This window comes from Kitasatospora sp. NBC_00039 (assembly GCF_045160625.1).
Lineage (GTDB): Bacteria > Actinomycetota > Actinomycetes > Streptomycetales > Streptomycetaceae > Kitasatospora.
Map to the genome: position 1 here is coordinate 810,560 of NZ_CP108289.1, position 20,937 is coordinate 831,496.

At 72.6% G+C, this 20,937-nt stretch carries 19 protein-coding genes and 2 pseudogenes; 10 read left to right on the forward strand and 11 right to left on the reverse strand.

Annotated features, from left to right (window positions below; all coding sequences use genetic code 11):
* Positions 1–24 precede the first annotated feature (24 nt).
* On the forward strand, positions 25–963 hold the full coding sequence (locus OG286_RS03990) for a helix-turn-helix domain-containing protein (RefSeq protein ID WP_396322310.1): 939 nt from the start codon (positions 25–27) through the stop codon (positions 961–963).
* Positions 964–1,282: 319 nt separating this feature from the next.
* Here the strand turns inward: OG286_RS03990 and OG286_RS03995 are convergent, their stop codons facing one another.
* The 4 genes from OG286_RS03995 to OG286_RS04010 all read right to left on the reverse strand — a co-directional run bounded on the left by OG286_RS03995 (position 1,283) and on the right by OG286_RS04010 (position 8,184).
* A complete protein-coding gene (locus OG286_RS03995; protein ID WP_405363108.1) occupies positions 1,283–3,370 on the reverse strand; it encodes a transglycosylase domain-containing protein in 2,088 nt (695 codons plus the stop codon).
* Positions 3,371–4,143: 773 nt separating this feature from the next.
* Positions 4,144–4,884 carry a hypothetical protein gene (locus tag OG286_RS04000; protein ID WP_405363106.1) on the reverse strand — a complete coding sequence of 247 codons (741 nt, stop codon included), beginning with the start codon at positions 4,882–4,884 and terminating at the stop codon, positions 4,144–4,146.
* 1,161 nt (positions 4,885–6,045) lie between these two features.
* Positions 6,046–7,302 carry a glycosyltransferase 87 family protein gene (locus OG286_RS04005; RefSeq protein WP_405363104.1) on the reverse strand — a complete coding sequence of 419 codons (1,257 nt, stop codon included), beginning with the start codon at positions 7,300–7,302 and terminating at the stop codon, positions 6,046–6,048.
* Positions 7,303–7,788: 486 nt separating this feature from the next.
* Complete coding sequence (locus OG286_RS04010) at positions 7,789–8,184, reverse strand: RidA family protein (RefSeq protein WP_405364736.1); 396 nt, start codon at positions 8,182–8,184, stop codon at positions 7,789–7,791.
* A gap of 9 nt (positions 8,185–8,193) precedes the next feature.
* On the opposite strand from OG286_RS04010, the pseudogene OG286_RS04015 reads away from it, so the two are divergent.
* Together OG286_RS04015 and OG286_RS04020 are read left to right on the forward strand one after the other, a co-directional pair.
* A pseudogene (locus OG286_RS04015) lies at positions 8,194–8,637 on the forward strand (LysR family substrate-binding domain-containing protein); the annotation flags it as partial.
* Between the two features lie 432 nt (positions 8,638–9,069).
* Entirely contained in the window at positions 9,070–9,264 is a 195-nt protein-coding gene (locus OG286_RS04020) for a hypothetical protein (protein WP_405363100.1), read from the forward strand.
* 158 nt (positions 9,265–9,422) lie between these two features.
* Here OG286_RS04020 and OG286_RS04025 read toward each other — a convergent pair whose 3' ends face one another.
* Entirely contained in the window at positions 9,423–10,634 is a 1,212-nt protein-coding gene (locus tag OG286_RS04025) for an ROK family transcriptional regulator (protein ID WP_405363098.1), read from the reverse strand.
* Positions 10,635–11,054: 420 nt separating this feature from the next.
* Positions 11,055–11,900, reverse strand: coding sequence for an SDR family NAD(P)-dependent oxidoreductase (locus OG286_RS04030; RefSeq protein WP_405363096.1), 846 nt, complete (start codon positions 11,898–11,900; stop codon positions 11,055–11,057).
* A gap of 87 nt (positions 11,901–11,987) precedes the next feature.
* Here OG286_RS04030 and OG286_RS04035 point away from each other — a divergent pair, with 87 nt between their 5' ends.
* The 3 genes and pseudogenes from OG286_RS04035 (at position 11,988) to OG286_RS04045 (ending at position 13,936) form a co-directional block, all read left to right on the forward strand.
* Positions 11,988–12,458 carry a MarR family winged helix-turn-helix transcriptional regulator gene (locus tag OG286_RS04035; RefSeq protein ID WP_396322303.1) on the forward strand — a complete coding sequence of 157 codons (471 nt, stop codon included), beginning with the start codon at positions 11,988–11,990 and terminating at the stop codon, positions 12,456–12,458.
* A 175-nt stretch (positions 12,459–12,633) separates the two neighbouring features.
* Positions 12,634–13,605: pseudogene (locus OG286_RS04040) on the forward strand (PAS domain-containing protein); the annotation flags it as partial.
* Positions 13,606–13,693: 88 nt separating this feature from the next.
* Positions 13,694–13,936, forward strand: a complete 243-nt coding sequence (locus tag OG286_RS04045) for a SpoIIE family protein phosphatase (protein ID WP_396322395.1) — start codon at positions 13,694–13,696, stop codon at positions 13,934–13,936.
* Positions 13,937–13,979: 43 nt separating this feature from the next.
* Here OG286_RS04045 and OG286_RS04050 read toward each other — a convergent pair whose 3' ends face one another.
* Entirely contained in the window at positions 13,980–14,450 is a 471-nt protein-coding gene (locus tag OG286_RS04050; protein WP_396322302.1) for a cupin domain-containing protein, read from the reverse strand.
* A 78-nt stretch (positions 14,451–14,528) separates the two neighbouring features.
* Here OG286_RS04050 and OG286_RS04055 point away from each other — a divergent pair, with 78 nt between their 5' ends.
* On the forward strand, positions 14,529–15,119 hold the full coding sequence (locus OG286_RS04055) for a TetR/AcrR family transcriptional regulator (RefSeq protein WP_396322301.1): 591 nt from the start codon (positions 14,529–14,531) through the stop codon (positions 15,117–15,119).
* A 224-nt stretch (positions 15,120–15,343) separates the two neighbouring features.
* Here the strand turns inward: OG286_RS04055 and OG286_RS04060 are convergent, their stop codons facing one another.
* The 4 genes from OG286_RS04060 to OG286_RS04075 form a co-directional block, all read right to left on the reverse strand.
* Entirely contained in the window at positions 15,344–16,537 is a 1,194-nt protein-coding gene (locus tag OG286_RS04060) for a trans-sulfuration enzyme family protein (RefSeq protein WP_396322300.1), read from the reverse strand.
* A gap of 164 nt (positions 16,538–16,701) precedes the next feature.
* Positions 16,702–16,965: a hypothetical protein gene (locus OG286_RS04065; protein WP_396322299.1), complete on the reverse strand. Its 264-nt coding sequence runs from the start codon at positions 16,963–16,965 to the stop codon at positions 16,702–16,704.
* A gap of 250 nt (positions 16,966–17,215) precedes the next feature.
* Positions 17,216–18,238: a signal peptidase I gene (lepB, locus tag OG286_RS04070; RefSeq protein ID WP_396322298.1), complete on the reverse strand. Its 1,023-nt coding sequence runs from the start codon at positions 18,236–18,238 to the stop codon at positions 17,216–17,218.
* 54 nt (positions 18,239–18,292) lie between these two features.
* A complete protein-coding gene (locus OG286_RS04075; RefSeq protein ID WP_396322297.1) occupies positions 18,293–18,931 on the reverse strand; it encodes a helix-turn-helix domain-containing protein in 639 nt (212 codons plus the stop codon).
* A 280-nt stretch (positions 18,932–19,211) separates the two neighbouring features.
* Here OG286_RS04075 and OG286_RS04080 point away from each other — a divergent pair, with 280 nt between their 5' ends.
* The 3 genes from OG286_RS04080 to OG286_RS04090 all read left to right on the forward strand — a co-directional run bounded on the left by OG286_RS04080 (position 19,212) and on the right by OG286_RS04090 (position 20,927).
* A complete protein-coding gene (locus OG286_RS04080; RefSeq protein ID WP_405363092.1) occupies positions 19,212–19,916 on the forward strand; it encodes an HAD family hydrolase in 705 nt (234 codons plus the stop codon).
* Between the two features lie 28 nt (positions 19,917–19,944).
* Positions 19,945–20,394 carry an NUDIX domain-containing protein gene (locus tag OG286_RS04085; protein WP_396322295.1) on the forward strand — a complete coding sequence of 150 codons (450 nt, stop codon included), beginning with the start codon at positions 19,945–19,947 and terminating at the stop codon, positions 20,392–20,394.
* A gap of 176 nt (positions 20,395–20,570) precedes the next feature.
* A complete protein-coding gene (locus OG286_RS04090) occupies positions 20,571–20,927 on the forward strand; it encodes a hypothetical protein (protein ID WP_396322294.1) in 357 nt (118 codons plus the stop codon).
* Positions 20,928–20,937: the final 10 nt, after the last annotated feature.

Consider the following 20,937-nt stretch of genomic DNA (forward strand, 5'->3'; position numbering starts at 1 on the left):
GCCGCGGGCGTACACCGGGTCGTCGTGATCGTGGACGAGAACTCGAACCCCTTCGAGCTCGGCTGCGCGACCGAGGTCTTCGGTCTGCGCAGACCGGAGCTCGGTCGTGATCTCTACGACTTCAGGCTCTGCTCCCCCAAGCCCCGCACCCTGATGCGAGACGGGTTCTTCACGCTCACGGGAGTCGCCGATCTGGAAGCCGCCGACGCGGCGGACACCCTGATCGTCCCCAACCGCCCGGACACCGAGGTGCCCCGCCGCCCCGCCGTGCTCGATGCCGTCCGACGGGCGCACGCACGTGGTGCGCGCCTGATCGGCTTCTGCAGCGGCGCCTTCACACTGGCCGAGGCGGGAGTCCTCGACGGCCGGCGGGCCACCGCGCACTGGCAGTGGGCGGATTCCTTCCGAGCCCGCTTCCCTTCCGTCCACCTCGAATCGGACGTGCTGTTCGTCGACGACGGCGACATCCTCACCGCCGCGGGGAGCGCGGCCGCACTCGACCTCGGGCTGCATGTGGTCCGCCGCGACTACGGCGCGGAGGTCGCCAACTCGGTGAGCAGGCGGCTGGTCTTCGCCGCACACCGGGACGGCGGGCAGCAGCAGTTCGTGGAGCGCCCCATGCCCGACGTGCCGGACGAGTCCCTGGCGCCCCTCCTGGCCTGGGCCCAGGAGCGATTGGGCTCGCCGCTCACGGTCTCCGACCTTGCGGCACGTGCGGCGGTCAGTCCGGCGACGCTGCACCGCCGCTTCCGGGCACAACTGGGAACGACACCGTGGGCGTGGCTCACGGGGGAACGACTCGCCTTGGCCTGCCGGTTGATCGAGCGAGGTGAGTACCGCTTCGAGGTGGTCGCGCGGCGCAGCGGGCTTGGCACCGCTGCCAATCTGCGCACGCTGATGCGCCGCGAGACCGGCATCACTCCATCCGCATACAAGGAGCGGTTCGGGCCGCAGATGAACTGATTGCGAGGCATCCCCCTCCCATGCGGCGCAGGAATGTGTCTCATCGCCGACTGCCGCCTGGAGCAAGGAGGCTGGTGAGCCAACCCGAACCGCCGGGCGCCGGGGCGGTGCCACCCGTCCGGCAGCGCACTGCTCGGCGACTCAGAAGGCATCGGTCTCCGCATCCCCGAGAACGACCGCGCTCCGGCCGGTTGGCCGCGCCCCGGCCCCACGTCCGCCGAGTGGGCGTGGAGCCGGGGCCTGGCGGGGACAGCCCGCGCGGGACCGGTCCCCGGACCGCGGACGGCGGCGCCGCTGCCGGCCCCGGGGGTCACCGCTGTCAGTGCTGCGGGGCGGGCGGGGTGGTGGCCGGTGAGCCCGTGCCGGTCTGGGTGGCGTTCGGGTCGGGCTTGGGCGCCGGGTCGGGGATGTCGGCCATCGGCAGCGGCAGCTTGGGCGTGCCCCGCAGGGCCTGGTTCATGGCGTCCCGCCAGATCGGTCCGGGGCCGTCGGCGCCGAACACCTCCGTGTGGTACTTCCCGTTGATGGTGATGTTGCGCATCTCGACGCCGCCCTTGGGGCCGCCGAGCCAGACGGCGGTGGCGAGTTGCGGGGTGTAGCCGTTGAACCAGGCGGCCTTCTTGTGGTCCGAGGTGCCGGTCTTGCCGGCGATCTGCCGGCCGCCCTCCAGGCTGAGCGCCGCGCCGGTGCCGTTGTTCTCGGTCACGCCGTTGAGGACGGTGTTCAGCGCCTCTGCCGTTTCCTCGGAGAACACCCTCTCGCAGTGGCCGGCCGGGGCGGGGATGTCCTTGCCGTCCACGGTGGTGATCTTGCTGATGGCGATCGGGGCGCAGTGCTTGCCCTGGGCGGCGAAGGTCGCGTAGACGTTGGCCATCGTCAGCGGGCTCACCTCCTCCACGCCCAGGGCCATCGCGGGGACCTCGTCCAGGGGCTTTCCGCTGGCCCGGGCGGTGACGCCGAGCTTGTTGGCCATCTGCTTGACCGCACAGAGGCCGATCTCCTGCTCCATCTGCACGAAGTAGGTGTTGACCGAGAGCGCCATCGCCTGCTTCAGCTGGTAGGGGCCCTTCTCGTTCGCGGACTCGTTGGGCACGACCGTCTTGGGCCGGGCCTCGTTCTTCCACGTCCCGTCGCAGGTCTTCATCGTCGGGTACTCGAGCTTGTTCGGGGACGAGTACTCCTGGGTCGGCGGCAGACCCGCCTCCAGCGCCGCGGCCGCGACGACCGGCTTGAACGTGGAGCCGGGCTGGAAGCCGTTGCCGCCGCCCATCGCGACGTCCACGTTGAGGTTGACGACGGTCTGGTTCCTGTCTTCGAGCACGCCGTACGGGCGGGTCTGGGCCATCGCCAGGATCTTGCCGCTGCCGGGCTCCATCATGGTGGCGGCGGCCGAGACGCTGTCGGTGACCCGTACGTTGGTGCTCACCGCGTTCTGGGCGGCGGCCTGCTTGTCCGGGTCGAGGGTGGTGTAGATGTTCAGGCCGCCCTGGTCCCAGAACTTCTTCCGGTCGGCGACGTTCTTGCCGAACACCGGGTCCTGCTTGACCACGTTGCGGACGTAGTCGCAGAAGAAGCCCATGCCCGCCTGGGCGGTGATGCAGCCGTTCTGCGGCTCCTTGTACTTGAGGCCCAGCGGAGCGGCCTTGGCCTCCTTGGCCTGGTCCGCGGTGATGTGCTTGTTCTCCAGCAGCTTGTCGATCACCACGTCGCGGCGGGTCTGCGCGGCCTGCGGGTGCAGCTTCGGGTCGTAGGCCGACGGGTTCTGCACCAACCCGGCCAGGGTGGCGGCCTCGGCGATCGTCAGATCCTTGTTGCTCTTGCTGAAGTACCGCTGGGAGGCGGCCTCCACGCCGTAGGCGCCGTTCCCGTAGTACGTGATGTTGAGGTAGTTGGTGAGGATCTGCTCCTTGGTCAGCTCCTCCTCCAGCTTGATCGAGACCTTCAGCTCCTGGATCTTGCGACCCAGGGTCTTGCGCTGGGCCTCCCGGACGGCGGCCAGGTCCTCGCCGGCCTTCTCGACGTTGACGTTCTTCACGTACTGCTGAGTCAGCGTCGAGGCGCCCTGCGAGGCGGTGCCGCTCTCCGCGTTCTTGCTGACCGCGCGGAGCACGCCCTTGAGGTCGACGGCGCCGTGCTCGTAGAAGCGGGCGTCCTCGATGTCGACCTGCGCCTGCCGCATGAACGGCGACATCTGGTCGGCGGCGAGGACGGTACGGTCGCGCTCGTAGACCTTGGCGATCAGCCCGCCCTTGGCGTCGAAGATCTGCGTGGCCTGGGTCAGCGGCGGGGTCCTGAAGTCGTCCGGAATGTCGTCGAACCCCTCCGCGGTGTCCTTCGCAGCCAGCCCTAACGCCCCGGCGGCGGGCAGGGCCATGCCGGCGAGCAGCGCACCGGACACCACGCTCACACCCAGGAAGGTCGCCCCGTAGCGCGCCAGCCGAAGCGGCGAGTTGCGGGACGGTCGGGGAGCCGTGCTGTCGGATGAATTCCATATCGGAGGGAGATTCGATGCCATGCCGAAATGCTAGCCTTCGCACCCCGCGGATCGAACGATTTGTCGCACGGGACTGTCACAGCCGTGCAACAGATACCGAATCCATCCCCGGAATATCACATCGCATACGTACTCAATGGGAATGCAGGAACTCGGGCCGCCTGCAACCAATTCATCCCCCGCCAGTGGCACGGACCGGGAGGAATCCGCCCGAGGAAGGCGCCGACGACGGATGCGCGCCGACACCTGTTGCCCACCCGTGCATCCGTGGCTTCGCGTACGGCACCCCTCCCTTCTCGCGGCCCTGACATCACTTGTGATGCCGCGAGCGGGGCGAAAGGTTGCGTACGCCCGGGAATTTCCGCAGCCGGCTTCGACGGCCCGTCGCCCACCCGCGCCGCCGGGGCGCTCGACGCGCCCGTGAGGCCGAGGCAGCGCCCTGTCGTTTCCCCTGGTCCGGCCGTCGGCGCCGACTGCCCTGCCGGGCGCGAGCCGAGCGCGGTCGGGCGGAGCAGACCCGGACCGACCGGGGCGGGCGGTGGAGATCACCCGCCGGCTTGGCCGGCCGGGCGGCGCGATCACCCTGCCGCCCCTCCGGCGGTGGGCCAACGACATGCCGCCCCAACAGCTCCCGTTCGGGTCCGCCGGGAGCCCCGACCCGTGACGCCGGCAGCCACCGGGGCCGCTCAAGGCCTGCTCTTCCTCCATTTTTCCAGTCTTTTGAGGTACGTCTCCTCGTCGACTGTCCGGGTACTGTGCTGGATCAAGTCCTGAGCAGTCGGGGGGATTTTGGATGCCACCGAATACCTGTTGCCCTTTTCGGCAAAGGCGTGCACACCGATGACCCTGCCGTCATCCTGGGAAACGATTGCGGCGCCGGAGTCTCCCGCCAGACCGATACCACCTTCGATCTGCATGCACGGACCAAGGCTGGTAAATCCCAAAGTGTCGTTGCCCCGAAACACCCAGCGGTCGATGTCCACTACCTTCCCGTGTTGAACGGAGCCAGTTTTCTTGCCGAGCCAGCTCACAGGTTCGCCGTCCTTGGGGTCCCGGGTCCTCAGTGGAGCATCGCCGTCATAAATCCCCGGGATCTGCGAGATGGTTTCTCCCGCCACCGGAGCTATCCACGCAAAGTCATAAAGCATGTCCTCAAGACGGAGGCCATATTCCAGCGCATTCCGATAGGTGAAGTATCGCGACCTTCCCGAAACGGGTCCGATGACATGCACATCATCACGGCGCTTCGCATACCACGAGGGCTGGAACACCGGTGCCCCGACCGAATCCACCACATGGGCCGCCGTGATGGCCGCCAACTTGTCGTCCCACAGGACCGTCGCCCCCAGCGTTCCGTATGCCTCGACGTCGGCGGCCTGAATCTGATATCCACCCGGACACTTCTTCATGAACTGGTTGAGCTCCATGGCTGTCGATTTCCCATTTCCAGGAGAACGCCGCTGCGCCGAGTGTCCTCTCGCGATCGCTCACTCCGGCGAATCCGCCGGGGCCGGTTCGACCGAGGAGAGCGTCGGCCGGTTCCGCCCTCCGCCGCTGCCGACCTCCGCCTTGATCGAATCCTCCTTGGTCGGGTCCGGGAGGTCATCGACGTTGAAGGGGCCCGAGACCACTGCGGGTCGAAGCAGTGGGCCGTCAGGCCGCCCGGCACCGTGGCTGCCAGCGGAATCCCGAGGCCGGCGACCGGCGCACCGATGTCGGCGGTGAAGTTCCGCCACCGCACGGCCTCGCCATGCCTGACCTCCCAGGGATGCAGTAGATGCGCTGGGAGTCCTTCCCCGACTTCACCGACGCCAGACCGTTGTGCGAGTCGAGGCGAGCGGTACGACCCGCTTCGGCGGGCCGGGAGTATCCGGTGATTCCGTAGCGTACTCGGCGGAATTCTGAGGGTCCGGGAGAGTGAGGTTGAGATCCCTGTACTCCCATTTTCCGTCACGCAGGGCCACTTCGATCACGGTGACAATCTTCTCTTTGCCGCCGAGTGTTCTTGCTGCCATGATCCCGCTCCTCTCCTGTCGTCGTCCGAGCCCCTCTCCCGACGCTCCGCCCCTTGGAACTGCCCCACCACACCCATTAGCCCATCCGGGTGACCCCTGATTCGGGGAGATCCGGTCGGCCGGCCCAGCGGACTCAGGTGCGTGGTTGACCAGCAGACGGGCGAACCCACGGGTTGACGGCTGTCCGAAGGGCCGGCTCCGGATGTCGGGCCCACGAGGCGTCGCCCTCGCCGCGCAGGGTGGGCGTAGCGGGCGAGGACACGGCCGAAACCGGCCGACGGCGTCGTGGCCGAAGCGGTGGGCGGGGTCGGCGCACATCAGCCGAGGTCTGCGCCGGATCGCAGTGATCCGGCGCAGGTCCACAGGAGAACCCGCCCCTTCGGCGGGACGATGAGAGCCCTCCCAACGTCCGGTGGCCCCGCGCCGTCTGCAAGCGCCGTCAACCGGATTGGCAGCCGATGACGCTGTGGACGCCGGGAGCCTGGGCCGGCGTCGTCCCGGCCCGAAACCGGCCGGTCCCCGCTCGTGCAGGGCCGGCCGTGACGGCCTCCATCGCGCGGGAGGCTTCGAGGATCAGCTGTGGACCAGCTCCCGCGGGGTGGCGGGGACACCCGGCGCCGGCTCGGCGCGGAACTCCCCCGCCGTGGCCCGCAGTACGGCGAGCAGCGCGAGCAGCATCAGCACGCCGTGGGCCGGCATCGACAGGTACGGTGACACGTCGGGGGCGATGAACTTGAGGTAGCTGCCGAGGGACGACAACTGCACCAGGACCGGCACGTACCAGAGTTGCCGGGGGCGCTGGAAGGCGACGATCACACTGAGCACGTCGGCGACGTAGAAGTAGCGCTCGTGCATGGACGGCAGCAGGAACGGCACCGCGATCGCGGAGGTGGTGGCCAGCAGCAGGACCTGCGTGTCCGTGAGCACCGGCTTCCCGCCCCGTCCCGCCACGCCACCGGCCCGCCGGACGGCCCATACGGCCAGCCCGATCAGCACCAGGACCACCGCTCCCGCGACCAGCACGCCGGCGCCGCGCACGGCGTCCTCCTCACCCTGCGGCACGGAGACGAACTGGTAGACGGACGGCGCGTTGAGCGTGAGCTGCTTGTACGTGTCCGGCTGGCGGGTGTACACCGTCAGCAACTGCCACGGGTCGGCGCCGAGCAGGAAGGCGGGGAGGTCGAGCGCCACGTACGCCGCCGGGACGGCCAGCAGGCTCGACCAGGGGATCCGCTTCACCAGCACCAGCACCAGCAGGAGCGGGAAGAGGAAGACCGCCTGGAGCTTGAACCCCAGCGCGATCCCGAAGAACGCGCACGCCCACCAGGGCCGGTCGCGGAGCACGTGGTAGACGCCGCCGACCAGGAAGGTGGTGAAGATCGCGTCGGCCTGGCCCCACCAGCCGCTGTTGGTCACGACCGTGGGCAGGAAGAGGACGACCACCGCCGCGCCGACGGCGTGCCAGGGCTGCTGCGGCCGCCGCAGGGAGACGATGCGGAACGCGTAGGAGGCCAGCGCCAGGTCGAAGAGGATCGAGATCCACTTGATGCCCGCCAGCGCCGGCACCGGCAGGTAGGTGAGCGCCGCCATGAGGTAGAGGTAGGGAACGTTGTAGTCCGAGAAGTCCGCGTTCCTGAGGGCGCCGAACCCGCCGTGCTCCGAGATGTACTGGTACCAGGGGCCGAGGAAGTAGTAGTAGTCCGACGACTCACTGTCCAGCAGGAGGACTCTGACCAGGAGCGCGGCCATCACTGCGGATATCGCGGCCAGAGCCAAGACCGTCGGGTCGGCCGCACCCCGGCGCGGCTCCTCGGCGGTTATCTCGGACATCGGACTCCATTCGGTCGGGGCGCGACGCCCCCTGTGACGTGCGCGGGAAGAGGAGGGCCCGCCGCGGATCCGGCCACCGCCCCGTACAGGCCGCGGACGCTCGCACGGCCTTCCGGGCCGAGGCCCCCGTCCCTAGGACTGCCGCCCCCGGCCCACCGGTTCCCGCCTTGATCGCGGCGTCCGGCGGGTGCCTGCGCGGCGGTGCCTCCGGACCGGGCCCAAAGACTCATGTCTACCGGCACCGCCGCGGTACTGCAAGATCCACAAGGCAGCGGAAAGCGCAGTATTTCGTGCCCGATCGGGCATTTCCTTCCGGCAGCCGACCCACCCCCGTCCGGCTGCCGACCCATCCCGTCCGGCCGCACCCCGCCTCGGCAGGGCGCCTCCGATGGTGCGCAGGACGCGGTGGCGGAGCGGCCGCAGTACGCGAAGGTACTGCCGGGGCGTCATATCCGGCACCCTGCAAGCGAGGTACTCCTCCGGATTTCAGGCCTTCCGAAAGGCCCGTCGGGCGTACACCTCGATCTCGATCTTCATCCGGGGATCGGCCAGGCCGCACACGAGCATCGTCGCGGCCGGCCCGATGTCTCCGAAGCAGCGCCGAAGGACGGGCCAGCAGGGCTCGAAATCCTCCCGGTCGGGCAGCAGGTAGCGCACCCGTACGACGTCCGCGAATCCGCACCCCGCTTCGGTGAGTGCCGCTCCGACGTTGCGCAGGCACTGCCCGGCCTGCTCCACCACGTCCTCGGAGATCGTCATGGTGGCGTAGTCGAATCCGGTGATGCCGGACACGTGCACCCAGTCGCCGTCGACCACGGCGCGGGCATAACCGATCTGCTCCTCGAAGGTCGAACCGCTGAGGATCGTACGTCGCTCCGTCATGCAGGGAACGTGGGGTTCGAGACCGTCCTGACCGAAAGCTTCGTGGCCGTCCTGCCCGCCGCGCACCCGCTGGCGTCCGGGCGAACCGTCCACCTCTCCCGGCTGGCGGACTCGCCGTTCGTTCTCCTGCCCCACGAGGTCGGGCCGCGGCTGCACGACCAGATCACCGGTCTGTGCGTCGCCGCCGGCTTCTCCCCCCGGGTTGTCCAGCACGCGACGGAGTGGCAGACCGTCTGCGCGCTGGTGGAGACCGGGCTCGGTGTCTCCCTGGCCCCGGCGAGCATCCGGCGGATCAGGCTCAAGGGAGTGGCCTTCCGCCGGATCGAACCCGACACGGCCCGCACTCGCGTCGCCGTCGCCTGGCGCAGGAACGACCGGAGCCCGCTCGTCGGCAACCTTCTGGCGGCCGTCCTCCAGGATCCGCCGCACGGGCCCCGGCGCGGCGCGCCCTGACGCCCGGTCCGCTCGCCCCGCGACGTGGGCCGTCCGCAGGCGCGGCAGGCCCTGACGCCCGGTCCGCTCGCCCCGCGACGTGGGCCGTCCTCACCCGCGCGGGTGGAATCCGGCCGCCGGCGGGCGCGGCGCGGCCCGGCCGTGGGAGTCCGCGACAGGGGTGGCCAGAAGCATGCCGGCCAACGCTCCGGGGCAGGGCGATCGTCTGCCGAAGGTCCGGCCCGGGGCGGCGGGTGCGTGGGGTACCCGCGAGGAGATTCCGCCGCCGTGACGGCCACCGGACGCTGTGGCCGGCTGCATGACGATGAGAGGCAGAGTGGACGGCATGTCCATGCCCCTGTCCGTTTCCGGTCCGCGACCAGGATCCGCGCGAGCCGTGCCACACCGACGCCGGTCGCCGGCCGGGCCGGGGTGGCGGGCTCCGTCGGCCTGGTGCTCGCACTGTCCCTGCCCGCGGTCGCGGTGGCCGCGCCGGGCGACCTGGACGCCGGGTTCGGCGCGGGCGGGAAGGTCACGACGGACTTCGGCGGCGTGGAGTTCGGGCACGCGCTGGCCCTGCAGTCCGACGGACGCATCGTGGCCCGCCGGCTACACCGGCACCGATCAGCTGCCCGTAGCCACCCGTAACAGCCAGTAGCCGGGAGACGAACGCCGCAGGGCCCCGTCCGAGAGCCGACCGCCCCTCCTCCCGCAGGCAGGGGCGGTCGCCCGGGTTCACCGCCTCGACCGGGCCCGTCCGGTCGGCAGAGGCCACCCGGCCTCGCGCGGGAGGCGTGGAACGGACCTCAGCCCACCAGCGCCGAGCGCCGTTCGAAGACCTCGGGGCGGGCGGTCTCCAGCGCCGTTTCGACGGCGCCCAGCAGGACCGCCTCCTCGCCCAGCTCGCTCGGGGCGAGCTTCGGCCGCAGGGGGGTGAGGCGCTGCAGTGCGCGCTCCAGGGGTTCCAGCAGCAGGTCGGCGCTGTTGCCGAGGCCGCCGCCGAGGACGACCAGGTCCGGGTCGAGCACGGCCGACAGGACGGCGACGGCATAGGCGAGCTGCTCGGCCTCGCGGTGCACCGCCTCCACGGCGAGGGGGTCGCCGGACCGGGCCGTCTCGAAGACCTGCTTGGCCGTCAGCGGGCCGCGCATGCCCAGCTCCAGTGCCGTCCGGACCACCGCGTCCGCCGCGGTCGCCTGCTCGATCGTCCCGCCCGGTTCGCCGTCGGGCCGGGCGGGCAGCGGCACCAGGCCGACCTCACCGGCCGCGCCGTGGGCACCCGAGAGGAGCTCGCCGTCCTTCAGGACACCCACACCGAGGCCGGTGCCGATCAGCAGGTAGGCGAACATCCGGCTGCCGCGGCCGGCGCCGAGGGTGTACTCGCCGAGGGCGGCGAGGTTGGCGTCGTTGGCGACGGTGATCCTGGTCTCCAGGCCCTCCCCGATCCGGTCGAACAGCCCGCGTCTGCCCCAGCCGGGCAGGTTGGCGGCGTACCGGACGCCGCGCCGCCGCTCGTCCCAGACGCCGGGCGTGCCGATCACCGCGTGGACGATCTCGGCGGCGGCCAGGCCCGCCTCGGCGGTGGTCTCGCGGGCCGCGGCCACCACCGCGTCGGCCACCGCGTTGGCGGTGCGGCCCTTGTTGGGGACGTCCCGGCGGGCGACGATCCGCCCGGCGAGGTCGGCCACCGCGACGCGCAGCCGGGCCCGGCCGATGTCCACGCCGAGGACGTGGCCGGCGGTCGGGTCGGGCTCGTACAGCACGGCGGTCCGGCCGCGCTCGGGTACGAAGCGGCCGGCCTCCCGGGCCAGTCCCGCCTGTTCCAGCGCGGCGAGGGCGGTGGAGACGGTCGGCTTGGAGAGACCGGTGTCGCGGGCGAGCTGGGCGCGCGAGGAGGGGCCGCCGGTGCGCAGCAGTTCGAGCAGCAGCCACTCGTTGTTGCTGCGCAGCCGCTGCCGGTTCCACGGCTGCGCCGGCGCCCCGCCCGGCGGAACTGTGGTCGGCAGGTGGCGGCTCATCGGGTCCTCCGGGCTCGGCGTGCTCCGCGGGCCCGGTGGTGGCGGCTCGCGGCGGCGCTCGGGCTCGGGCGCCGCCGCCCAAGTATGACCGGTGACCGGCCGGGCCACCGGGCTGCGGGGCAGGTGGCCCACAGGGTGGGACACCTGCCGCTCGTGTCAGCCGCCGGGGTGGGGGGCCCGTTGACGGTGAGCCGGTACGGCGCGGCCGACAGGATGCTCCCGGCCGGTTCGTCGTGGTCGACGATCGCGGCGACGGTGTCGGCCTCGCGCCCCGGCAGGTGATCGCCTGTCATGCCGGGGCCACTACCGCCCGGAGCAAGGCCGGCCCGAGCAGGAGGCTCCGGGCGTGACCGGCCGTCAGCCGTCAGCGGTCAGCCTGTGGTGGTCAGCCGGCGGCCGTCTGCGGTCAGCCGTCTGCGGTCAGCGGACCCAGGTGCCGGTGAGCTGCTGGACGGCCGCGCCGTCCAGGTCGGCGAGCTTGGCACCGACGAAGGCGCGCGCCCGGTCGGAGGTCTGCACCCGGAACGGCGGCTGCACGGCGGTCAGGGCGTCGAGTACCGCCTCGGCGGCCTCGGCGGGGGTCTGGGCCTGGTCGAAGGCGGCCCGGGTGCGCTCGACGTAAGCGCTCAGCGCGGGGGCGTAGGGGCCGGCGGCGGTCAGCAGGGCGGGGAGGTCGATGCCCTGGCTGGCGACGAACTCGCTGGCGACGGCGCCCGGTTCGACCACGGTGACATGGACGCCGACGGTCGCGGCGACCGGGGCGAGCGACTCCATGAAGCCCTCGACGGCGAACTTGGCCGCGCAGTAGGCCTCGTTGAAGGGCTGGCCGACGACGCCGCCCACGCTGGTGACGGTGACGACCCGGCCGCCGGTGGCCCGCAGGTGCGGCAGCGCGGCCCGGGTGACGTCGACGACGCCGAAGAAGTTGACCTCCATCGCGGCGCGGACGGGGTCGAGGCCGTCCTGTTCGACGGTGCCGACGTAGCCGGCACCCGCGTTGTTCACCACGGCGTCGAGCCGGCCGTGCCGGCCGAGGACTCCGGCCAGGCAGTCGGCGACGGAGGCGGGGTCGGTGACGTCCAGCCGGGCGACCTCGACCCGGTCGGCCACGCCGGCCTCGGCGGCGGCCGCGTGCAGGGCGTCGGAACGGCCGGGGTCACGCATGGTCGCGACGACGTGGTAGCCGGCGCGGGCGGCGGCCACGGCGGCGGCGAGGCCGATGCCGGAGGAGGTGCCGGTGATCAGGACGGTGCGGGTGGTGGTCATGCGGAGCGCTCCCAGGGGCAGGTATGTGCGTGCACACACACCATAGGCACTGTGTGCACGCACACGCAAACAGGTAGAGTGCCGGGCATGGCGCGCACCGACCTCACCCTGGGAGACCTCACCGCCCGCGACCACGCCTTCTACGGGCTGGTCTGGGCCGGTGCCACCCTCAGCGGGCGCGTCGACCAGGCCCTGACCAAGGCCCACGACCTGCCGCTCTCCTGGTTCGAGGTGATGCTCTGGCTGCACGGCCAGGACGAGCCGGTCGCCGCCTCCGACCTCGGCGCGAAGACCCTGCTCAGCCGCAGCCAGGTCTCCCGGGTCGCCGACTCGCTCCAGGCCCGTGGCCTGGTCGAACGAGCCCCCTCCCCCACCGACGCCCGCTCCGTCCGCATCGCACTCACCACGGAGGGGCACCGGCTCTTCGCCGAGGCCGACGCCACCCGGCGCGCGACGCTCGCCGAGGCCTTCGACGACCGGCTGGACGACGCGGACATCGCCGCGCTGGAAACCGTCTGGGCCAAACTGAAGCGGCCGCCCACGGGGCGCGGAGCCTGAGCCCGCTCTCCGACCGGCGGCCGGGCAAGGCCAGGACCGGCGACACCGCGGAGCCGGGGTCACACACATTCCGGCAACGAGCACCGGGCCCGGGCCGGTGACAACATCGCCACCGGTGAGTCAAAGTTTCACCGATCCGTGGGCGTGCCGCGGCCCGGCGCGTGATCATGGGCGTATGCGGTTCCGGCACGGCAACGGAGGAGAGGGTGCCGCGCCCGCGGGTCCGGACAGCCGGTCACGCGCGGCGGCAGCGGCGACCCTGGCCGCGAGCGGCGAGTCCGTCACGGTGGGTGACGGCCCGGATCTGCTCCGCGAGGTGCTCGCCGTCGCCCCCGTCGGGGTCGCGCTGCTGGACGAGCGGCTTCGCTGGCTGTGCCTCAACGCCGCGTTCACCACCGCCACCGGGCTGCGCCGCGCCGACCTGCTCGGCCGGCCGGTCGAGAGCACGGCCTTCGCGGCTGCGGTCGGCACACTGCACCACGTCCTGGCCGACGGCCGGCGCCGCGAGCAGACCACCGGCGGGCCGGACGGCGCGGGCGCCCCGGTGCCGGCCGGCCTGCGGGTCCGCTACCGGCCGCTGGAGGCCGGCGGGCGCATCACCGGCGTGGTGGTCGTCGTGCTGGACGACCCCGGTCCGGAGCAGGAGCTGCGGCGTGAACTCGCGCAGGCCCGGGCCCGGCTGGCGCTGCTGGAGGCGGCCGCCGAACGGATCGGCACCACGCTCGACGTCGGCACCACCTGCACCGAACTGGCCTCCTTCGCCGTCCCCCGGCTCGCCGAGCTGGTGACCGTCGACGTCCTGCCGCCCGACTCCACCGCCCACACCGGCCGGGCCGGCGGTCTGCGGCTCCACCGTGCCGCCGTCCAGTGCACCGGGCGCCTCAGCGAGGCGGCGGCGGCACCCGCGGGGCCCGGCGAGACCGTGCGGTACCGGGAGGGATCGGCCGCGGCGCGCGCCCTGACCGCCGGCGTCGCGGTGCTCGCGAACGGGGCGGACGACGGACTCGCCCATGCCGCGCCCGATCCGGCCGCCCTGGCCGCCTGCCGGGCCGCCGGGCTGACCTCGCTGCTCGCGGTGCCGTTGTCCGCCCGCGGCCGGCTGGTCGGCCTGCTGACCCTGGCCCGCACCGCCGCCTCGCCCGGTTTCACCCCGGACGAGGCCGCCCTCATCGGCGACCTCGCCGCCCGCGCCGCCACCGGCATCGACAACGCCCGCCGCTACACCCGCGACGCTGTTGCTCTACACCGACGGCCTGGTCGAACGACGGGACGTGGACATCGACGCCTCCCTCGCCCGCCTCGCCGCCCTCCGCCTGCCCGCCGGCGGCGAGCTGGACGACCTGCTGGACGCCGTCCTGCACGCCCTCGCCCCCACCGGGCCGACCGTCCCGGCCGCCGAGGACGACATCGCCGTCCTGGCGGCCAGGCCGCGCCCGCGGGCGGACGGGCCGGGGCCCGCAGCGGCCGCACTGCGCTGACCGCCTGCGGGGCGCCGACGGTGGCCGGCCTCGTACGGGTCCGTCAGTCCTGCCCGCCCTCGTCGTAGGCGATGTGGTGCCGGGCCGCGATCGGGTTGATCTTCGCAGGATCCAGCTCACCGTCGGTCAGGACGGCGGGACCGGCCTCGATCAGGTCCTCGACGTACTGCTCCCAGCCGCCGGGCGAGGAGATCTGCAGGACGCGCGGGGGCGGGTCGGAGGCGCGGCGGAGCGCGTGCGGGACGCCGCGCGGCAGCAGGGCGAACGTGCCCTTCGGCGCCGAGTGCGTCACGTCGTCGAACTCGATCGCGAGGACGCCGTCCAGCACGTAGATGCACTCGTCCGCCTGGTGGTGGGTGTGCCGCGGGATGTCCTTCGCGAGAGTCACCTCCAGGAGGGAGAACCGGCCCTCGGTGTCGGCGGTCGACGCCTTGACGGCGAACGCGGGCGGCAGCGGGACCCGCCCCGGGCGGGCGGCCCCCGGCCCGAGCAGGATGAAACGGCCTTCGGACATGAGCTCAGCCTCTCTTCGCATGGCATAATCGGAACCGGAATCCGCTTCCGTTTACATTCAGGCAGGAGAGTGGTCGCGTTGTCAACGCCGCCAACGCCGTCAACACCCGGTGCCCGCAAGCCGCGTGCCGACGCCGAGCGCAACCGCGCCCGCGTCCTGGCAGCGGCGCGCGCCCTGTTCGAGGAGCGCGGCGACGAGGTCCAGATGCCGGAGGTGGCACGCGCCGCCGGGGTCGGCATGGGCACCGTGTACCGGCACTTCCCGACCCGGCAGGCCCTGGTCGAGGCCGCGGCGGAGCACCGGTTCGCCGAGATCCTGGAGTTCGCCCGCACCGAAGGCCTGTCCGACCCCGAGTCCGGACAGGGGCTGGTCCGGTACCTCCACCATGTCGGCCGGCTGCTCGCCGAGGACCGGGGGCTGTCCGTGGCCCTCGCGGCAGCAGTGGGCTCGTCGGCGCCCAGGGGCGAGATGCTCACCCGGCTCGAGAGCGCGGTCGGGGCACTGATCGACCAGGGGAGCGCGAGCGGCACCCTCCGGCACGATCTCACCGTGGCGGATGTCTACACCCTGGTGGGCTGCATGTCCGGAGTCATCCGCACCGGCCACGGCGACTGGCGACGCTTCATCGAACTCGCCCTCGACGGCATCCGCCCGCGCGGGGACGCCTGAGGCGGATGCGCCACCCGGGACGGCGACGCCTGACCACGGGTCCCCCGAGCGGGAGCGGACGCCGTGGGGCCCGGACGGCGCCCGCCGCCCCCCGCTCGGGTGGCTCCGGACCGGCTCCGGACCGGCTCACCCGGCCGGCCGGCGCTGCCGATGATCGGCGCCGCGCCCGTGCGGCGCGGCGACGTGCGGCGCGGCGACGATCAGGTCGGCGTGCTGACGCCTGCTCAGAGCTTGGCGAGTGCCTGGTCGAGGTCGGTCCAGAGGTCCTCGGGGTGCTCGATTCCGACCGCGAGGCGGACGGTGCCGGGGCCGATGCCGGCGGCGGCCAGTTCGGCGTCGTCCAGCTGACGGTGCGAGGTGCTGGCCGGGTGGATGATCAGGGTGTGCACGCCACCGAGCGAGGGGGCAAGGGAGGCGAGCCGGACCGACTCGGTGAGGGCGCGGGCCGCCTCGCGGCCGCCGGCCAGGTCGAAGGCGAGGACGCCGCCGTGGCCCTCGGGCAGCAGGCGGCGGGCCAGCTCGTGGTCGGGGTGGGCGGGCAGGCCCGGGTAGTGGACGGCGGTGACGGCCGGATGCGCGGCGAGCCGGCCGGCCAGGTCGAGCGCGGTGTCGCAGTGGCGGCGCATCCGCAGCGCCAGCGTCTGCATGCCGCGCAGGGTCAGCCAGGCCGCGTACGGGTCGGCCGAGGCGCCCAGTTCGGTGGCGTAGTGCCAGACGGTGCGGTGCAGTTCGGGTTCGGCGAAGACGGCGACGCCGGCCAGGACGTCGCCGTGGCCGCCGAGGTACTTGGTGGCGGAGTGGATCACGATGTCGGCGCCGTGCTCGATGGGCCGGCAGAGCAGCGGGCTGGCAAAGGTGTTGTCGACCACGCCGACCACCCCGGCCTCACGGGCGACCGCGAGCAGGGCGGGCAGGTCGGTGACCCGGGTGGTCGGGTTGGAGATGGTCTCCAGGTGCAACAGCCTGGTGTTGGGGCGCAGCGCGGCCCGAACCTCGGCGGGGTCGTCGCCGCGGACGTGGGTGACCTCGATGCCCCAGCGCCGGGTCAGGTCGGCGAGCATCGCGAAGGTGCCGCCGTAGAGGCTCTGCTGGGCGATGACGTGGTCGCCGGAGCGCAGCAGGGCGAGCAGGACGGTATTGATCGCCCCCATGCCGGAGGCGGTGGCGATCGCGCCGGTGCCGCCCTCCAGGCCGGCGACCGCGGCCTCCAGCGAACGGACCGTCGGGTTGCCGAACCGGTTGTAGAAGAAGGCCTGGTCCGGGGCGGCGAAGGCCTCGACCAGCGAGTCGGAGTCCTCGAAGGCGAACAGGTGTCCCTGGTGCAGCGGCACCCCCAGCGGGCGGCTGCCGGTCACCTCCTGGACGGGCGGGTGGACGGTCCGGCTCTCGGGGCGCAGCGCGCCGGGGAAGTCACTCATGCCGCCCATCCTCGGCGGACGCGGGGCGCGACGGCCAGGGCCAATCCCGGCCAAGTGGACCGGGCGGCGGCCACGGTTCGGAGACTGGCTCGGCGACCACGGTTCCAGCCGGAACGCCCGGCTCAGAACGCCGGGATCGGAACGCCTGAATCAGAACGCCCGGCTCAGAGACCGCCTCCCGGCAGCAGCACCACTCGGGCCGGGTCGAACGGCTCCCAGCACGCCGGGGAGCCGCTGCGGGCCACCCGCAGCCGGCACCAGCGCATCCCGGCCGCGTCCTGCCACCACCCGCTGACCCGGCCGAGCGCCCAACTGCCGTCGCCGAAGTGCACCTCGACCGGCTGGTAGACCCACTCGACGTCCGCCTCCGCGACCGCCGGACCGCCGTGCCCGCCGTCCCGCACCGGACTGCGCCGACTCTCCACCACGGTTCCGCCTCCCGTTCCGGACCGGGCCGCCGGCCCCCGCAACGGGACGGCCGCGCGACCGGACGTACAGCTCACCCGCCAGACTCTACAGCGGTGTAGATCTCAGCGGGACGGAACGCGGCACAAGCTGCCACACCCTCACGCCCGGCCCCGTCCGCCCCGCCCGGCCCAGGACCAGGTGGCGGCGTGCTCCGTGCGGACCGGCCGGCGGGGGCGGGGCAGAACCGTTCACCCCACCCCTCGGAGGAGCTCAGGACGACGCGCCGTCGGCCTCCTGGGCGCCCGTCCGCCGGGCGGCCCGGCGGCGCTGCCAGAGGGCCGGCGGGACGACAGCGGCGAGCGCGGCGGCCTCCGGGGCCGGCAACTCCTCCAGCGGGTCGGCGCCGCCGACGCCGCTCGCCGCAGCCGTACCGGCCTGTGCCTGCTGGTTGTCGAGGGCCTTCTGGTCGAAGGTGCCGGGGACGGACAGGGTGTCCCAGTGACCTACCGGCCAGGCGACGACGAAGGCGCGCCCGATCACGTTGTCCACCGGCACGAAGCCGCCGCCGGGCTCGTTGACGTGGTAGCGGGAGTCGCGGGAGGCATTGCGGTGGTCGCCCATGACCCAGATCCGGTCCTTGGGGACCTTGACCGTCCCGACCGGCGCCTCGCCGCAGGGCGTCGCCCCCGGGTAGATGTACGGCTCGTCCAGTGCCACGCCGTTCACCTTCACCGGGGTGCCGGCATTGCACTCGACGGTGTCGCCGCCGACCGCGATCACCCGCTTGATCAGGTCCTTCTCGTCCTGCGAGGGCATCAGGCCGACCACGCTGAGCGCCTTCCTGATGCCCCGGACGACGGAGTTGCCGGACTCCTCCGGCTCCGTCTCCAGCCAGCCGCCCGGGTCGCGGAAGACCACCACCTCGCCGCGCTCGGGCGTGGCGCCGAACCACGGGGTCAGCTTGTCGACCAGGACCCGGTCACCCTCCTCCAGGGTGTGCTGCATCGAGCCGGAGGGGATCGAGAACGCCTGCACGAAGAAGGTCTTGATGCCCAGTGAGAGCAGCAGGGCGACCACCACCAGGATCGGCAGCTCCTGCCAGAACGGGCGCTTCCTGCGCTCCGCCCGGCCGCGCTTCGGCTCCCCGCCGGCGTCGGACCCGTCCGCGCTCCCGGACTCCGCAGCGCCGCGCGCCAGTTCGTCGGTGACGATCACCTCGCTCCGGCCGGCCGCATCACCCGCATCCGATGCCCCAGCCGTCCCGCCGGTCTCCGCAGTGTTCTCGCCACTCATCCCTGGGCCCCTCCGAACGGCCTGCGGGGCCCGGACGGAACCCCCGCTTGTCAGCTAACGATCGCAGGTTCCCGGTCTCGCCCGGACGTGCATGCGCTCGCCCTGGGCGCCGAACAGGCTCAGGAACTCGACCGCGTTCGGCCCGGCGTTGCCGAAGGCGTGCGGGATCCGGGTGTCGAACTCGGCCGCCTCGCCGGCCGTGAGCACCAGGTCCTGCGAGCCGAGCAGCAGGCGCAGCCGGCCCGCCAGGACGTACACCCACTCGTGGCCCTCGTGCACCTTGGGCTCCACCTCGGGGCCGGCCCGAAAGCCCGGGGGCATGATCTGCTTGTAGGCGTGCAGCCCGCCGAGGTGGCGGGTGAGCGGGACGAAGGTCTGGCCACCCCGGGTGAACGGGCGGGCGTGGACCCGCGGGTCCCCGGTGGCCGGGGCGCCGACCAGCTCGTCCAGCGGGACGCGGTACTCCCGGGCCAACGGCAGCAGCAGTTCCAGGGTGGGCTTGCGCCCGCCGGACTCCAGGCGGGAGAGGGTGCTCAGGGAGATCCCGGTTGCCTCGCTCAACCGGGCCAGCGTGGTTCCCCGTTCACGCCGCAGCGCCCGCAGCCGCGGGCCCACCGCGTCCAGGACGGTGGAGAGCTCCTCGGTGGCACCGGGTCCGTCCGCGGCGTCGTCGGTGTGGTGGGAATGGGCCATGCCATCCATCTGCCGCTCCGGCAACCGGGTTTGTCAAACGGGCAGCACCCGGGCGAGGCGCGGCGCATCCGCAGAGCGGGCCCGTGGGCGGGGTCCGTGGGCGGGTGTCCGGGTGGGATCCGCCGGCGGGCCCGGCGATGCCGGGTGCCCGGCCGAGCCTGCCGGCTGCTCCGTACCCGAGGGGTGAGCAGGGCCGTTCGGCCCGGGGGAGCCCTTCCCGATAATCCGGGCAGGCCGGCGCGATTCCGGTTAGGGTCACCGGGTAGTCAGTGTAATGATCTTGGGGGTCTTGATGCCGCACACCGGGCAGGTACTCGTCTTCGACGCGGACGACACGCTGTGGGAGAACAACGTGCTGTTCGAGCGCGTGATCCACGACTACCTGAACTGGCTCCGGCACCCCACGCTCGACCAGGCCCAGCTGCGGGCCGTCCTCGACGACGTCCAGAGGGCCAACGCCGTCACCCACGGGTACGGCAGCCGGATGCTGCTGCGCAGTCTCGGTGACTGCGTCGAGAAGCTGCGCGGCAGGCCCGCCACCGCCCAGGAGCTCTCCGAGATCGAGGAGTTGGCCGCCGTCCTGGTCGGCTACCGGGTGGAGCTCATCGCCGACGTCGCCGAGACCCTCTCCGTCCTCAGCGGCCGGCACACCCTGCTGATGCTGACCAAGGGCAACCGGGAGGAGCAGCAGCGCAAGATCGACGGCTCCCAACTGGCGCACCACTTCAAGGCGATCGACATCGTCGACGAGAAGGACGCCGCGACCTACCGCAGCTTCGTGGCGGAGCACGGCCTCACCCCCGCCACCAGCTGGATGATCGGCAACTCGCCGAAGTCGGACATCCTGCCGGCGCGGGCAGCAGGCATGAACGCCGTCTTCATCCCCAACGACCACACCTGGGTGCTGGAGCACAGCGAGCTGGACCCAGCCGACGACGCCGTCCTGCGGCTTCGCACCTTCCGTGAGCTCCTCGACCACTTCTGACCGTCCTCGCCACCGGAGGCACCACCGCATGAACCCCACCTCGACCGAACGTCCCGCCGAAAGGGCACTCACCGCCCCCACGGTGTCCTGCGTCTTCGTCTGCCACGACGGCAACGGCCGCATCCTGCTGGCCCGGCGCAGCGCCGGCGCCCGGGACGAGCCGGGCACCTGGGACACCGGAGCGGGGGCGCTGGAGCACGGGGAGTCCTTCGAGTCGGCCGTGCGGCGCGAGGTCCGCGAGGAGTACGGCGCCGAGGCCCTGGCCGTCGAGACCCTGGGCGTACGCAACATCCTGCGCGGCACTCCGGTTTCGCACTGGGTCGCGGTCCTGTTCGCCGTCGAGGTGGACCCTGCTCAGGTCGTCATCGGCGAGCCCCACAAGTTCGACGCCCTCGACTGGTTCGGCCTCGAGGACCTTCCCCAGCCCCAGCACTCGCAACTCGCGGAGACCCTCGCCCACTTCGCTGCCGCCCGCTGACCGCGGCACGATCAGCGGCATCGCCGCCGCGTGGCCGGTGACAGGCCGGCGAGCACCGGCAGCGCGACCCGGGTGCTCGCCGGCCTGTCCGGCTCCGGTGACTCCCCGCAGGAACGCCGGCGACTCGACGTCGATTGCGCCGGTCTCATCCGGAACGACCGGTTAGGCTGCCGGGGGTGCGAGTCCAACTGACCCGGGACAGTGTCGCGATGGGCGACGACGTCGCCGCGCCACACGCCGTGACGCGGGACGTGCCGGACGACACCTCCGTCCGGTCGCTCCTCGACGGGATCCTGTCCGCCGGCTATCTCGCCACCGTCGCCGGCGGGCGGGCCACCTGGATCGCCACGGCCGGCGACGCCACGCCGCTCGCCGTCCTGGCCCAGCAGTGGGCGGCGCCACGCCTGTTCCCGGCCGGCCGGACCCCGCTCACCACCCACGCCGGCCCGGACGGCACCCTACGGCTGCACTTCGGCTACCGGGCCCAGCTCGATCCGGAGGCCGAGTACGCGCGCCTGGGTGGATGCCGGTGACGAGCCAGGG